This is a genomic window from Paenibacillus sp. FSL M7-0656, assembly GCF_038003225.1.
Classification (GTDB): domain Bacteria; phylum Bacillota; class Bacilli; order Paenibacillales; family Paenibacillaceae; genus Paenibacillus; species Paenibacillus amylolyticus.
This window is the reverse complement of record NZ_JBBOOT010000001.1, coordinates 6,097,107-6,113,001: the sequence shown is the minus strand read 5'-3', so window position 1 is coordinate 6,113,001 and position 15,895 is coordinate 6,097,107. Positions and strand designations below refer to the sequence as shown.

Below are 15,895 nucleotides of genomic sequence, written 5' to 3'. Positions count from 1 at the left end.
CTTGTGGCAATTGGAGGTAGTCTAATGAACAGAGCATGGACATTAAACGTCAGCGTCCGATCCGTAGAGCGGGAACCATTCTGGTATGCACCCCAGACTCCCTGGCAGATACAGGGACAAGGTTTTCGAGTGAAATTCCATACCAATAGGGCAATCGACTTGCTTGCTCAAGATCAACTGCTTGTTACCGTTGGTGAGGAAGGTACCGCGAACTGGGCTGCTTTTATCGGAACAGTCGTGGAATGCGAACCAGACTCTCTCCTGCTCTATACAAGTCCTCAGTACGAGGCACAGTTAATGGATATTCGGAGGTTGGAACGTGAATTTTCTCCTTTGGCTTCCATTCTCGGAGCGCAACATGTAATCGAAACTCTGGGCTATTTCCCTCCCTTCCATTATGACGAAATTACGGATGTGCAGCTGGAAACAGTCCAAAATATACAATCCCTCTCTCTTGTGCTAACGCATAATGCTGATCAGGAATGGGAACAGCAGGTGCACTTCCATTTTGAACATATTCAGCAAGAGATGTTCTCCCCTGTGGAGGCATCTAACGTTTGTTTACAGCTAGGTTTCACTAATGCAGCCGATCAGATTCGTGTTAACTTGGATGCCGTATCCGGCTTCTCCGCTACATTCCTATGCAGCACAATTCATATTCAATTCCATTAACCCCGTTATGTAAAAAATCCCTTCATGGGACAACATGACAAAACATCTTTACAGATGTTCTTCCATGCCTATTACCATAAAGGGATAGCTCAACTTCTTCAGCTACACATTTTGCATCTGGTTTAGTCAATCTGAATGCGTCTGCGAGATTGATCATCACCAGGACGTTTTGGAATCTCGAGCTTCAGCACACCTTCTTCCAATTTGGCCTTAATATGCTCCTCATCAATATGATCAACATAGAATCGCCGGATAAATTCGCCGGAACGGCGCTCCTGCCGTATGATTCGATTGGAGTCATCCTTCTGCTCCACTATATCATTGCGTTTGGCACGAATAATCAATTCATTACCTTGAACCTGAATGTCTATGTCCTCTTTGGCGATGCCCGGAAGCTCGGCTTCTACCGAATATTTGTCTTCTTCCTCACGAATGTCAGTCCGGAATGGCTGGGAGCCAGTTCCAAAAGGGGAGAGGAATGAGTTCTCAACCATGTCATTGAAGGATTTCAACATGTGTCCGAACGGGTCTTCATTTCGTTTACGAAACGGAATCAGATCAAACATGAAAATCAGCTCCTTTTGTGTGGTTGGTTTATTGGTGTTGCTTACATTGATTATTATAATACCCGTGCAAATAAGGCTCAAAGTCTGTAAAAGACCAAAAAAACCGATTTTCTTTCATCATGGTTCACTATTTTAAAATAGATTCTATTTTCTTTTATTTTGACCTTATTTGATCTTCTGACTTTGTCTGACTATAACGAATGAATGGGGTCCGTTACAGTATTGGATTCATTCTTCCGCATTCCCATCATCATGATTGCCAGCAAGACAACCAGAACAGCTACAAGCATAAATGGAACATGTTTGTCCACCTGATAAAGTGTCGTTGTAAGTAAAGGCGTAATGACGGCGGATATCCCCTGAATCGCTGCTACCAATCCCGCTGCACCTCCCTGCTGTTCTTTGCTAACCGCCAGCGAAGCACCTGCCATGAACCCGGGCATCATCAGACCCGAACCCATGCCAAACAGGAAAAACGAGAAATAATACATGGATAACACATTAAAGACCAAAAACAGGATCATGCTTGCGATCAGGAAAAGGGACCCGAGCAAAATCATTGGGCGTGGCTGCCATTTCAACCATTTCATCTGAATGACCTGCATGATCAACATCGCTACTCCAGAGAACATGAGTCCAAACGAAACCATTCGGGCCGTCGCCGCTGAGGATAGAGCCAGTTGATCCTGAAAATAAAATCCCCCGACAACCTGTAGTGTCATGATACCCATCATCGTGACTAAGCCGGCAGCAAGGTACATTCGTAAACCACGTTGGAACGGGTTGACTTTAGGCGGTTTTGCCTGAATGACCGGTTTGGCTGCCGGGATTAACAACAAGGCAATAATAAACGCAGCTATCGCTATAAAAATGCCAAAATAAAGCGGCCAAAGCAGACCGATAAGGGTAAAAGCTCCTGCAATCGCAGGTCCAAATACAAGGCCCAGTCCATTCGCAGCACTGATAATCGCCATCCCGCTTCCCCGCTCTTCCCCTTCTGTCACATCACCCATATAGGCTTGGGCAGAAGACAGCACCGCCGGAATGAACATGCCGATCAGACTGCGCGTCACAATCAGAAGGGTTAACAGGAGCCCCCCTCCGATCCATGCATTTAATCCCCCGTACAATGCCAGTGCAAATAATGCACAGCTCACAGACATACCTATGAATCCAATCAATATGATGGGTTTTCTTCCTCTTATATCACTCCATCTGCCCCATACCGGAGCCATGACAGCCATCATAATGGACCCAAGCGAGATAATAAGACCGGAATGACTTTCTTTCATGCCCAACTCGCGAATAAGTGGTGGCATAATGGGTGCAATCAGCATCAGACCCAACATGGCTGCAAATACGCTAAAAAAAATACTTCCTCTGATTCTATTCATGTTTGTACACTCCTCTATATTTCAGTACAGTACCCACTGTACCTGGAGTATACAAGGCTGAATGAATCCCCACTGCCTCTATACGGAACAATTCACGGCAAACCGGATTATTAATAAATCTTTTTCATCTCGGAAGGCTTCACGCCGAATTTGCGATAAAATTGCTGCGAAAAGGCACTGACATTACTGTAACCGACCGCAACCGCGGCCTCGGTGACGTTGTTATCCTGATTGCGCAGCAACTTCATGGCGTTGTCGAGACGAATCTGACGCAAATATTCGAACACCGTGCTTCCGAAAAGTGCCTTGAATCCTTTTTTTAATTTAAAATCGTTAAGACCTACCTGTCTGGACAATGCTAGCAAAGATGGAGGATCTACCATACAAGCCTCCATAATCTCCCGTGCCGTATGTAACTTCCGGATGTCCTCTCTGGAGAATCCCGCGGGGATTGGCGCCAAATCAAACAATTGGATCATAAATCGATTCAAGATCTCCAAGGCTGTCGCTTCCATCATTAAGGATGATCGATAACTATTGTTTAATTCTACAATCAGACTGTCAATCATCGTTCGTATCCGGTTATCCAATTGAAATACAATCGGCTTGAACACTTTTCGTCCCAACACCTGATTAAACGCAATCGACTTGAAACCGCCCAATTGTGCTGCTGCATAATTAAACAGAGAAACCGGAATCCCCAGCGAAAAAGACGTATACAGCTCCCTTGTCGGAGGATGGAACCACGCTTCGAAATCATGCATAAAAATAAGGGCCCCTTGCCCTATCGATAATGAATAATCCTGACCGGATATATCCACATGTCGCTCTCCTGACAAGGCAAATTGCAACTCCACGATGGGTGTCTCCGACGCAAAATACGTAGGATAAGGCTGATGATATTCAACCTGGGAATATAAAATCTCAATGCCACTGTATGTCGTTACTCTTTTAATATTGCCACTTCCCGCCTTGGGAGAGAGCAGATACGTGTGTTCATCTTGCTGACTGTAAGGCTCCTGGGTCAGGTAATGCTGATATACTACGCCTAATGCATCATCCGTGCGCATTGGTATTCACCTCGCCTATATCTTGATCAGACTTGTCAGTAAAGAAAGCCTGAATTAATTGATAATGATTCTCAATTATAATTCTAGCGTATTTTCGCCCGTTCGACCAGTCCTATATATATGAAGGTTCACGTCTGCTTTTTTTCTTCATGTGGCAACATCATTTTATACGTTAACTTACATATCCAATTTGGAAAAATATCTCTTATCTAACCTTTTACACAAATCGCAGACTTCTCTTACCCCTCCTTAACATAAGCTCCCTATACTAAAACAATTGTACAACTCATTACACACGAAACGATAAAGGGGATCTGTAACATTGAAAAAGAGAAATCAATGGCTTGCCGTTCTGTCGATGACTGCCATTCTTACTGCAGGAGCAACCAGCTACACATCAATGATTCATGCCGCTGACGCAACTAAAACCACCAACGATCATGTCGTACTGCGCACAGCCATCCAAAATATGCAGGGTACGGTCACATGGAACGGAAGCAGTCGCAGTGTTGATATCCAGATCGCAGATACTAAAGTACAACTTCCTATAGGAACTTCATCAGTCACCATCAACGGTGTGAAAACTCCTCTGGACAGTAAAAGCTACATCACCAAAGGTACAACGTATGTATCTTCCCAAACGCTAAAATTAATTACGGATCAACTGATCCTGAAACAAAATAAAACCGGTTTTGAACAGACCGCATCGTTTCAGATGCCTGGTGGCAAAGCAGAAATATCAGCCTCTACGCCAGATGGACAGCGCCTGCTCGTAACCGAAGCAGACAATGGTAGCATTGCCATACTGGATATTGCTGATCTGAAAAATATTAACGTATTAAAGACGGTCAGCTTCCATGACCTCTCCGCCAAAGCTGAAGTCACAAGCGTAACCGTGTCCAAAGATGGCAAATATGGTCTTGCAGTTATTCGCACAGGGGATACGGACAGTGAAGCAAACAAAGGGTTACTTGCCATTGTGGATCTGGCAACCTACAAAACCGTCAAAACGTATGAACTGGGCATTGGTCCTGACTCGATTGCACTGTCACCTGACGGTCTGCATGCGGTGATCGCGATAGAGGATGAGGAGCTGAATAAAGCTGCGGATGAAATTGACTATGCCAACACCAAACGTCCGGGTAGCATTATGGTAGTATCTTTTGCTGGCGGGAACGTATTGGAGGGTGAAATCACCAACTTGCCAGTATCTCTGGACAATGTAGAAGGCGCCATCTATCCGCATGATCCACAACCAGAGTATGTTGCCATTAGTCCAGATAACAAAACAGCAGCCATCACGCTACAGGAAAACAATGTCGTTGCCATCGTAAATCTGGAGACAAAAAAAATCAGCTCGATCTTCGCGCTCGGTACTACTTCACATCAAGCAGATCTGAAGGATGACGGTATCGTTCAGTTTAAAGAGACGTTGACCGCTCGTTATGAACCGGATGGGATTGCTTTCTCGGCAGATGGTAAATACCTGCTGACAGCCAATGAAGGGGACTTAGGCAAGAATGAATTTGAGGATGGTGTAAAAGCAGGCGGACGTAATATCGCTGTCTGGAATCTGCAAGGCCAGCGGATGTACGATAGTCAGAATCTCATTGACGAGGCAACCGCTATGGTCGGCTTGTATCCGGATGATCGCAGTCCCAACAAAGGCAGCGAAGTCGAGAACCTGACCGTTGCTACTGTAGACGGCACTACGTATGCAGCCGTAGCTTCTGAACGGGCAGATGCCATTTTGTTCTTTGATCTTGCTGATCCGGTCAATCCGGACTACCTGGGTCTGATTCCTACAGCTGGAGAATCACCAGAGGGAATTCATCGTGTTAACGGACGCAGCCTGTTTGTGAGTGCAGATGAAAGTACTGGAACCCTTAGTTTTTTTGCCAAGAAATAGTTTTAGTATCCATGGCGTACAAAGACTGAAATGAGCGGTTTCACGTTGTATTGAGTAGGTGGGGGCGTAGAGCCCCTGTCCTCTCCTACTGCTGTACCCACACCATTCCGCGTATCCAAAACTAGTGATGTAAAGGTTATCGACGCTTCATATTTTCCAATTCCCGCCTGTTCCGCTCTACTTCCTCTTGTAACACTCGTACTTCCATCCTTAATGCGGATACTTCCTCTTTGACGCCAGACCTCTTCATCACAAGATAGAAAACCAGATATAATACAAGACCAATCATAATAAAGAAAATTAATAGCGTTATAATACCTGCAATACCTATAGAGCTAATCATAACTTTACGTTTCCCCTTTCCGACATTCTATTAATTTATATTTACAACAATACCATAATTAAGCATAACGAACAGTATAAAAAGCCAAGAGAGCATGCTCCCTTGGCTTTCAATTTATCTATATATACCTTCCTATCCGGTGATCCTTATTCCCAGAAGAAACGACCTGCGAACACTTTTTCCGTCAACAGTTTATACGTTTCTTCAGGCAATTCTTTTTTCATCTTTGCCATAACGGCGTCTTTGCCTTGATTATATTGTGTGGACATGCCAATCTCTGCCGTTGTATTGCTAGCATCCAGACGCATGATTGGGGCTTGAGCATCTTTCGTCCAAGGTGTCCATGCCGCTAGATCAGGTGATCCACCCGTGCCTGGATTGCCTGTGTACAGGAACTGCTTCAGATATGCTGCCATCGCGGCGGACAACTGAGCACGTCCTGGTTTGTTTGTATCGCTAAAGTACCCATCAGGGAAATAAGCAGCAATTCCGTCTGCGTGTCCTGTATAGAAGTCCATATCCGCACCATGTGGTGCGCCCAGTAACGTGAGCAAACGCTCAGAGATGACTCCAGGTTGTGTGCCCCATGCAAAACGATACGCATATACTGGTGGTTGACCTGCTTCACTGGTCAATTGCTCCGCTACACGCTCTGCATTAAAGCCTGCATAAGCTTCGCTACCATATTTCAACGCAGCAGCATATTGCTCCGCCTTGGTTTTATCGGTAAACAAAGTCTCATCCGTGATGGATGGAGAGAAGTTTGGATCACCGAAGGCAAAACCGGAGAACTCCGTTTCCAAGCTGCCGAGCAATACAGGTACTTTTTTATAATTGCCATTATTGATGGCGTCAAATCCTTCTTTTGGAATCACTGTGCCATCACGGAACAGATGCGGGAATGGGTCCATACGGATTGCGGTTGCACCAAACGCTGTGACCAGCTTGTCCGCAGGCAGTGCACGCAGGTAACTCTCTCGCTGTGCCTGAGACTGCTTGCCAATCCACGCTTTTGCTTCTTCTGCGGTAGCCGCTTTCCCCTCTTGCACCAGTAGCTTCACAAGTACATCCTCGGATTTTTGCTCGCCTTCTTCCGGTGATGCTGTCGTCAATCCTCCGCTGAAAGCAACTGCTTTTTGATACAAACCTTTGCTAAGTGGCGAGATCAGCGTTGCCAGTACATCACGTGCACCAGCAGATTGTCCGGCCAATGTAACATTGCCTGTATCTCCGCCAAAACCTTCGATATTATCCTGTACCCACTCCAATGCACGGAATGCGTCAAGCAGACCATAGTTACCTGAGTCATCCAGGGCATTCCCTGTTTTCAGCGCTGCATTCTCGAAGAATCCAAGGGCTCCCAAACGGTAATTCACTGAGATGATAATGCTGTTGGTGCTCCGTGCAAGCTGTTCACCTTGAAAATCTTTACCTGATCCGGTCATATTCCCGCCGCCGTGCAGGAACACCATAACCGGAAGTTTCGAACTGGTTGTGTCGGGACGCCAGATATTAAGATACAACGAATCTTCGCTTCCCGCTGTAGTCTTGCCGGAGATCTGCAAGCTGTTCGCTGCAAATTCCTTAGCCGATCTGGTTCCTGTCCATGATTCCGGTTCTTGCGGGGCTTTCCAGCGCAGTTCCCCTACCGGAGGTGCCGCGTAAGGAACACCAAGCCAACCGAGCGTGCCATATTGCTCATAGGTTTTGCCATCAATTGTGCCATACTTGGTCTGTTGCACCGTTTGAGGTTTGAACGCTCCAGCTTCTTTATGTTTCAACCAACTCTGCTCCAAGGTTCCACTGCCATTCTTGAGCTGTATCTGCAAAGCCTGTGCGGTTGCCTCTGCCATTAGGCGGTTGGTAAGTTGACTCGCTCCCTTCCCTTGAAGCGCCATGATTCCTTTCCCAGCCGCATAGGTGGAAGCCGATCCCTGCTCATAATCCGTACCTGCTTCATATCCAAGCACCTTCAGCAGCATTTCGGCATAACCTTCCGCTGTAAGGGGTGCATTAGGTTCAAACTTCTCCGTTCCTGTTACGATCTCAGACACATATGGATGCTGCTTCAAGTAACCAACGACCGGTTGTAATACTTTGCCTGCCTGAGCCGCATCGTCGTACGTTTCCGATCCCTGATAAGCGAGTGCTTCTTTCTCCAATCCGGACAAACGCAAGTAAAGTACTGCGGCCTGAATGCGTGTAGCCTTTTTGTTCAGATAAGCTGCATTAACACCTTGACCGCTACCGCGAATCAGCTCGGATTGGATCAGCTTGTCCATCGCTGCTGAAGAAGAAGGTCCTGTATTGCCTGCTGCATAAGCTGGTAGAGCGGATACACATAACCCCAGAATGGTTGCTACAGCAATCGAACGTTTAATGGTTTTCATGTCATAAATCTCCTCGCTGTCGAATAGTGTGTGATGGGATAAGTTCATTGGAATGTCCATTTGAGTTGCGTATCTAAGAATCAGTATTCCAATGTCTGGATGAGTCTATATCTCTATTTATGAAAAAATTAAATCTGCTGCGCTCCTTTCTGCTCGAAATATCTGCTACGGCGCTTGCGGTCATGCCATCAGGCATTTTTTATATGAAAAAACCTGAATCGAAGGCAAACAGACATCGCTTTAGCGTGGTCTACTGCCCTCAATTCAGGTTTTGCCTGCAATCAGTAACAACCCTGAGGAATGAGGTTCATTCCATATGAAAATGTAAACGCAATCAATCGTTTGATGAACAAACAACCAACGAATGAACTGACACAGGTATTGCCCTAAACACGGTTACAATCCTGTTGTTATGGTGATGTTAGCACATAATGTAAGCGTTCGCAATATCTTTTTTTAATCGTCAATATATATCTCTGAAAGGGTAACATTAAAAAACTGCGTTCTCATGCGGGTTTAAACTCAACTTACAACATGATGATCTATAAATACTGTCTCTTAATTCGTCGACTCCTCTTTTTGTCCAGTTCACCTGAATTCCAGCACCCTTCACTAATCGTAAATTTTACATATAGTTAATCCATTTCATACGTTAGTTTAGCAATTGTTGTATACACTTGGTTTGGGATACCAAACTATACATATATTCTAGGAGGATGCATTCATGTTAAACCGGTTTAATGTCCGTGCAGCCAAAATGATGCTCGCGGTGACAACAATTATTACGGCTACACTCGGAGGTAGCAGTGCAGCGTGGGCTGTGGAAGACACCACCTCAACGACATCTGCATCACCGATTAAAAATGTGATTATTCTGATTCCTGACGGTATGGCTAACGATGCTACCGCTCTGGCTCGCTGGTATAAGGGCTCGTCCCTGACACTGGACTCCATGGCAAGCGGCATGGTTCGGACACACTCCGCCGATGCGCCGATTGCGGACTCGGCCCCTGCCGGAACTGCTTTTGCTACAGGTTATAAATCTCATACCGGATTTGTTGGTGTACTGCCGGACAAGGCTACCATGCCTGGGCAAAAGGCTATTGCGCCTGGAGACGAAAGAAAACCGATCGCTTCTGTACTGGAAGCTTCCAAACTGGCGGGTAAAGCAACTGGCATTATCGCTACATCCGAGATTATGCACGCCACACCAGCGGACTTCTCCTCTCACTATCCGGACCGTAAAAACTATGATGCACTCAGCAAACAGCAAGTCTACAATGGCATGGATGTTGTATTGGGCGGAGGTAGCAAATATCTTGAGCCAGCCGGACGTAAAGACGGCGAGAATCTGATTTCGTCCATCAAGGCACTGGGTTACGATTACGTCACTACACCAGCTGCAATGAAAGCCTCCGATTCGAACAAGCTGTGGGGTATGTTTGCACCCGCAGGCATGGCTTATAATATGGACCGTGATCCAGCAAAGCAGCCAAGCCTTGCCGAGATGACATCCAAAGCCATTGAAGTACTGTCCAAAGACAAAGATGGCTTCTTCCTCATGGTCGAAGGCAGTAAAGTGGACTGGGCAGCTCACGCCAATGATCCGATTGGTATTATCAGTGACGTGCTGGCTTTTGACGATGCCGTAAAAGTAGCCATGGATTTTGCTAAAGCGGATGGAGAGACTGCCGTTGTGGCTGTTACGGACCATGGTAATGGTGGACTCACCATTGGTAACAACGCAACTTCCGGCACTTATGACAAAGAGCCGTTGTCCACATTTATCGGACCTTTGAAAAAGGCCAAACTGACAGGCGAGGGCGTTGAAGCGAAGCTGAATGCCAAGCGTACAAACATCAAAGCAGTGATGAAACAATATTATGGCATTATCGATCTTACTTCCGAGGAGATTGCCACCATTAAAGCGGCCGAGCCGGGCAGTCTTAACTATGCAATCGGTCCAATGATTAGCAAACGTGCAGGGATCGGCTGGACAACCGGTGGTCATACAGGTGGAGATGTTGTGCTGTACACGTATGCTCCGAACAATGACCGTCCATTCGGTGTAATCGACAACACGGATGTAGCAAAGTATATGGCACGTGTACTGGATCTGGATCTCGACAGCGTGAGCAAACAATTGTTTGTACCTGCCAAACAAGCATTTACGGCCAAAGGCGCGACGTACAAACTGGACCTGACGGACGCCAAAAATCAGAAGATTCTCGTTACAAAAGGCAACACCAAACTGGAACTGCAAATCTACAAAAATATTGCACTGGTGAACGGTAAAAAGACAACTTTGGAGAGTGTCATTGTGTATAACGGCGTAGAGGCATTTGTACCACAAACGGCCGTTGATCTGATTCAATAAAAAAAGAGCATGCCTGACCTATGAAGAATCCTCTTTAAAAACTGCCGAGGTAAAATCTCGGCAGTTTTTACGTTTAAGGCTTTAGTTTTATTACTAGATTCTTATGAAGAATTTTAGGTTCCGCTTTATCTCAAACCATCTTAAACTGTAATGACCATCTTTTAAAGTTAAAGTGATACGTTTCTCAATCTGTGTACAAATGATTAGCAAATACAACTGTTTTCATTTTTTGAGGGGCCACAAGGACTGGCCAATAAAAAGGATGACCTCTCCATCCCTCGGCTGTACCATTCTGTTTAAGAAGTATAATTGCGGGAATATTTACCGCTATTTCTTTTGCAAGACCTTTCTCTTGATAAGAATCTGGAGAGTTTTCTAATCGCCCATCTTTCTTCTCTCTCGATATATCTCTATCTTTTCTTAATATGATCCAGACCTTCCCTTTATCCTCTTCATTTTTAGGTATAGAAGTTAAGTATTGAATACTTGCCATGAACGCATTTTGATTCCAAGAATGTCCCTCTTCAAATGTTTGTCCAACATAATCTATTATTTTTAATACATCCTCCACCCCCATAAGAAAAGGTTCTGGAGAATCACTTACATCTTTGCAGTATCTCTCAATGATTGTGTTGATTGCCTCAACTGGTTTTAAAACATGTGTTTTAGCTCTGACCTTAAATCCAACCGGTAAGAGCCGGGCCTTTGGTCTTAATGTAGTAGTGTTAGATAGTAATATTTTATTAGGTGAACAAGGAACAATTTGACTCCATAAATCCTTTTGTATAAATACAACACCGTTTTCATGGCTCCCCTTCTCAAAAGCTTCACGAAGAGCTGAATCAAATTCATGAATACGTTGCATCACGGAATAAATACCTTCTGTTGTGTAGAACCGTGTCACTGTTAGGTCCTCGATAGGTCTTGCCCCATACATACGTGAATGCTGTAAGACCGTATCCTGCTGGAATGTCTTTGGTCGTCTCCCGTAATAGAAACCAATCAAGTTTCCTATAGTAATTCCACGATCTAGTATTTGTCCTCCAATAAAAATATTAAGAGGTGTTCTCAGCTTTAATTGTCCAGATGCATCAAGCAACTCACTTACATCCTTCTCGGAATTCACTTTGGTTATCATAATGTGACCTTCATCTAAAGCTTGTTTTGCTTCAGTATTAACTTGCAAAATATCTGGCATTAGTAAATTAGAAAGTTTAATTGAGTCTTTTAAATTTTCATATGCCTCTTTTACAAGTCGATCAAAAAGATGCGAACTTTCTTTAGATTCATCTGCTAGTTTAGAAACAATAGAATCTACAATGCTCTCTTGCCATTCATGTGCAGATTTCCCCAGCTCTGTGTGTATTATAAAGCTAAATTTTTTTATAACTTTTTGGTTTTGTCTATCTTGTATGCGACGTATACAGCCCCCTATTATAAAATTGACAATAGCATCTCGAAGCGATTTAATTTTGTTACTGTATAAACATTCTTCAGTTTTGAAAACACGCCTATCTTCTTTTTTCAAGACAGATAATTCTTCCTGAGGAACCTTCTCAAATAGATGATAAGCAATAGTGCCCTCTTCTTCACTTTCTTTAAAGTAATATTCTCCACCAATATATTTGTCATGAATAGGTACAAGTTCTGTAAAAACAGGTTTAATCGGTTTAAAAACCTCCGAGTCAACAACAATATCCTCAGGTTGCAAATATAGCGAATAAGGAGTAGCCGTTACTTGTAGAAAGCTACAATCCTTTACTAATTTTCTGAATTCATTAATTTTCCCTGCTATTTTCTTAATCTCCGGCTCTTCATCTTTCTTTTTAGAAAAACCAATACTAGCAAAATCGGCTTCATCGTCAATTATGAGTATCTTTTTATTTACAAGATCAGGATAAATTTCAAAGAACGCTTGATGTAACCTATCCATATTCTTTGTTTCCTTTTTCACTACAAAGACAAGCTTCTGATTACGCTCATATCTTGTCAATGTTGGCATTACCATAATGTCATAAATTTGCATATAATCTTGATCATTTAAATCCTTAAACTCCGACTTTAACCTTTCCAAAGTTTGTTGTGTAAGAGCCTTTGTACCTTTTGTCAGTACAATAACAATATCATACCCATTATCATAGGCTAGTGACATCACTCCGAGGAAAGTCCTGGTTTTTCCTGATTGAATTTTCCCAAGGAGCATCCCTGGCCGGTCTACCGTTGTTTTTATATCGAGTAAATTTCTGACTGTCCGCTCCATACATTCGATTAACTCAGAGGAATAACTATTCTTTTTTTGTAAATATGTAAAGAAATCCCCCGTTAAATTGAGAGTATTAATCATATATTCTGATACATCCTTTCCAAATAAAATTCCACCTACAATATGCAGTTAAAATAAGCCCATAAAAATAGAATAACTCAGTTTATATCCCCTTCAACACTTCATCTTCAACACTTAATTTCTTACTGGATACGATGACAGATGAAGCCATCTCCTGTTTTTCACTTAAAATCCGATGCACGATCTCTTCAACTGAACCTTGTTTGGTCATGCCTTGTGTGTCCGCAACAATAGGGTAATATACCGTTACAGGCTTGTCCTGCCCAATCCGGTATACGCGGTCTGTAGCCTGATTTTCAACTGCCGGATTCCACCAGCGCGTGTAATGGATCACATGATTGGCTGAAGTAATGGTCAGTCCTGTTCCTGCAGCTTTCGGAGACAAAATCATCACATCGAAGCCAACGTTACTGTTAAAGCGATCCACTTGCTCTTGTCTGCGATCGGTCATGCCGTTAATGATCATTGGCGTGATCTCAAAGCAGTCACGTACCGTTGTTCGTAAAATGTCCTGCATCTTGATATATTCGGTGAAGATAAGGACTTTTTCCCCTTTTGCTTTGACTTGACGAATCAGTTCCACCGTTTCTCTAAGCTTGGGTACTTGCTGGTACGGTATATTCATGTATTGGTCAGCAATCAACCCCGGATGAGAGCTCAACGCTTTTAGTTTTTGAATAGCCTGCAAACCGTCCATCGTTTTATTTTTGACCAAGGTGATTACTTCGCTATACAAACGTTCCTGTTCCGTTCCCAAAGGCACATTGGTAATGACAGCCTGCTTGGTCGGCAATTGATCCCCGAGTTCTTCTGATTTCGTGCGGCGCTTGTACACCATCGCAATTCGAGCCAGAAGCTGCTGCTCGACATCAGTGTCTCTTGAGTCTGTAGTAAGCTTGTTCACAAATTCTTCCTTGAACTGACTGAGACTGCCCAATAATCCTGGCTGCACATAATCCATGATAGACCACAACTCACTCAATCCGTTCTCCACAGGGGTTCCTGTCATGGCGAGACGGAATTTGGACTTCATCGCTTTCAGCACCTTGGAGGCAGCCGTTGAGGGATTTTTGATGGCCTGTGCTTCATCACAGATCACCACCTGCCAGTTCACTTGTCCAAACGACAGTTGGTCCTTCACTAAGGTATGATACGTTGTTACTGTGATGCCAATGTGCCTCAGTTCCACCGCATCCTTCAACCGCTCCGTTCCCCTATGAAGGTACAGCGACTTCAGCAAGTAAGGAGCAAATTTGCGCACTTCCTTCTCCCAGTTGTCCATGAGTGTCTTGGGCACCACAACTAATGTTGGCGTAAGTCTTCCGATTTCCTGGAGATAAGACAGGAAAGAAATCACTTGTATCGTTTTCCCAAGCCCCATATCATCAGCCAATAGACCTCCCAATTTGCGATAATGGAGTGATTTCATCCATACGAATCCATCTGCCTGGAATGGTTTCAGGGAAGCAATAAATGCTTCAGGCGGCTGGTTTGAGAACACTCCCAGATCCTGCATCTCTTGCTGCGCTTGCAGAATCGGCTGATTAAACTCCAATTGACTGATGTTCTCGTAAATCTCCAACACATACGGCAGCTTCGTTATATCTACCAAGTTACCTTCACTAAACATTTCTCGTTTTGCCGTATCCGTAGTTTCTACAAAGGCCTCAGCATCTTGCGGCAATTTAAGCCAGCTGCCATTCCATTCTATGTAGTCCTCGCCTTTCTCCTTGGCCTTTGAGATCAAATCCAACATGTCAGAAGCTTCCCACGTTTGCTGTACTTCCCCAGTCTCGTCTTGCGCGGAAAAGCCAAAATCCAATTCGAACCATCCTCGCTCTTGTTCAGTAGCATGCACAAATGGCTGGGCTTTATAGACTCGAATACCTAGTGACTTTACCCGTTCACCAAACAGGGACAAATCAATACCTTCCATTTCAGGTACATATGCTTCAGGATTTTCAGCAAATTTCGGGATATCCGCTCCTTGAATCTTTGGTAATTCTCGAATACGATCGGCATGATCTACAACTGAGGGCTTCACAAATACTTTTCTCCGCTGACGATCCACGGCATAACGACTAGCGGAAGAACCCATTTCATTTAACAAATCGGGGCTAATTGGATCTGATGAGTGGTACTCCGGATGAAACGAAACACCTTCCGAATTGTATTCCAATCCAAGATCCACTTTATCAACAAACAGATATTCCTGATGTAGCAGATAGTCATCCATAGGATAATCATGATGTATTGCCCAATGACGAACTTCCGCAACATAGCTGAAGATACGTTCCTGATCCAATGGATTAGGAGCCTGATCAATCAGCTGTTGAAATTGATATTGCTCCGAATCCATAAGCAATACCTGCTGATCGGGTAACACCAACCATGGCCCAATCCTTTTTGCAGTTCGCTCCAAATGACTCCACGAACCACAAGCCTTTTCCAGCACGAATTTAAAATGAGCCGTTCCCACTGCGCTCTCGTGGCCTAACTTCAGGTCAAGCTTCTTCGATGCAGGAATGCCCAATCTCTCCCGCAGTTCTGGTGGTACATCATCAAATTTATCTGTATTTAATACATAATTGCTATCTTGTTTATCCAAATATCCCTCGAACCACATGTCTTCCAGAGTCTCTAACAGCTCAGCGTTACTGATCTGTCGAAGTTCGGAGATTCTTAGACCAAGCGGAAATTGTAGTGCCTTTTCTTCTCTGACAATGGAATACAATAGCCCGTTCGGAACCATTTCCTTCTCAACCTGTATGTCCGAAACTATAGAATCTGTCGACTTTCGACGCTTGCTCAAGAAACCAAAGAGACCTGC

The 15,895-nt window shown here is 44.2% G+C and carries 10 protein-coding genes; 3 read left to right on the top strand and 7 right to left on the bottom strand.

Annotated elements, in window-relative coordinates; genetic code table 11:
• Positions 1-24 precede the first annotated feature (24 nt).
• Positions 25-672: an Imm50 family immunity protein gene (locus MHI01_RS26835; protein ID WP_282320585.1), complete on the top strand. Its 648-nt coding sequence runs from the start codon at positions 25-27 to the stop codon at positions 670-672.
• 122 nt (positions 673-794) lie between these two features.
• Here MHI01_RS26835 and MHI01_RS26830 read toward each other — a convergent pair whose 3' ends face one another.
• The 3 genes from MHI01_RS26830 to MHI01_RS26820 all read right to left on the bottom strand — a co-directional run bounded on the left by MHI01_RS26830 (position 795) and on the right by MHI01_RS26820 (position 3,702).
• The gene (locus MHI01_RS26830; RefSeq protein ID WP_036617413.1) at positions 795-1,238 is read right to left on the bottom strand and encodes an Hsp20/alpha crystallin family protein; all 444 of its coding nucleotides are present in this window, start codon (positions 1,236-1,238) and stop codon (positions 795-797) included.
• Between the two features lie 191 nt (positions 1,239-1,429).
• Positions 1,430-2,632 (bottom strand): MFS transporter, encoded by a 1,203-nt coding sequence (locus MHI01_RS26825; RefSeq protein WP_340984539.1) that lies wholly within the window; start codon positions 2,630-2,632, stop codon positions 1,430-1,432.
• Between the two features lie 110 nt (positions 2,633-2,742).
• Positions 2,743-3,702 carry a helix-turn-helix transcriptional regulator gene (locus tag MHI01_RS26820; protein WP_340984538.1) on the bottom strand — a complete coding sequence of 320 codons (960 nt, stop codon included), beginning with the start codon at positions 3,700-3,702 and terminating at the stop codon, positions 2,743-2,745.
• Positions 3,703-4,024: 322 nt separating this feature from the next.
• On the opposite strand from MHI01_RS26820, the gene MHI01_RS26815 reads away from it, so the two are divergent.
• On the top strand, positions 4,025-5,611 hold the full coding sequence (locus MHI01_RS26815; RefSeq protein WP_339283821.1) for a choice-of-anchor I domain-containing protein: 1,587 nt from the start codon (positions 4,025-4,027) through the stop codon (positions 5,609-5,611).
• A 136-nt stretch (positions 5,612-5,747) separates the two neighbouring features.
• Here the strand turns inward: MHI01_RS26815 and MHI01_RS26810 are convergent, their stop codons facing one another.
• Together MHI01_RS26810 and MHI01_RS26805 are read right to left on the bottom strand one after the other, a co-directional pair.
• The gene (locus MHI01_RS26810) at positions 5,748-5,954 is read right to left on the bottom strand and encodes a hypothetical protein (RefSeq protein WP_036668655.1); all 207 of its coding nucleotides are present in this window, start codon (positions 5,952-5,954) and stop codon (positions 5,748-5,750) included.
• A gap of 146 nt (positions 5,955-6,100) precedes the next feature.
• Positions 6,101-8,344: a carboxylesterase/lipase family protein gene (locus MHI01_RS26805; protein WP_340984537.1), complete on the bottom strand. Its 2,244-nt coding sequence runs from the start codon at positions 8,342-8,344 to the stop codon at positions 6,101-6,103.
• Positions 8,345-9,068: 724 nt separating this feature from the next.
• On the opposite strand from MHI01_RS26805, the gene MHI01_RS26800 reads away from it, so the two are divergent.
• Entirely contained in the window at positions 9,069-10,721 is a 1,653-nt protein-coding gene (locus MHI01_RS26800) for an alkaline phosphatase (RefSeq protein ID WP_340984535.1), read from the top strand.
• Between the two features lie 184 nt (positions 10,722-10,905).
• Here MHI01_RS26800 and MHI01_RS26795 read toward each other — a convergent pair whose 3' ends face one another.
• Together MHI01_RS26795 and MHI01_RS26790 are read right to left on the bottom strand one after the other, a co-directional pair.
• On the bottom strand, positions 10,906-13,065 hold the full coding sequence (locus MHI01_RS26795) for a Z1 domain-containing protein (protein WP_340984534.1): 2,160 nt from the start codon (positions 13,063-13,065) through the stop codon (positions 10,906-10,908).
• 82 nt (positions 13,066-13,147) lie between these two features.
• Positions 13,148-15,877 (bottom strand): DEAD/DEAH box helicase, encoded by a 2,730-nt coding sequence (locus tag MHI01_RS26790; protein ID WP_340984533.1) that lies wholly within the window; start codon positions 15,875-15,877, stop codon positions 13,148-13,150.
• Between the last annotated feature and the right edge of the window lie 18 nt (positions 15,878-15,895).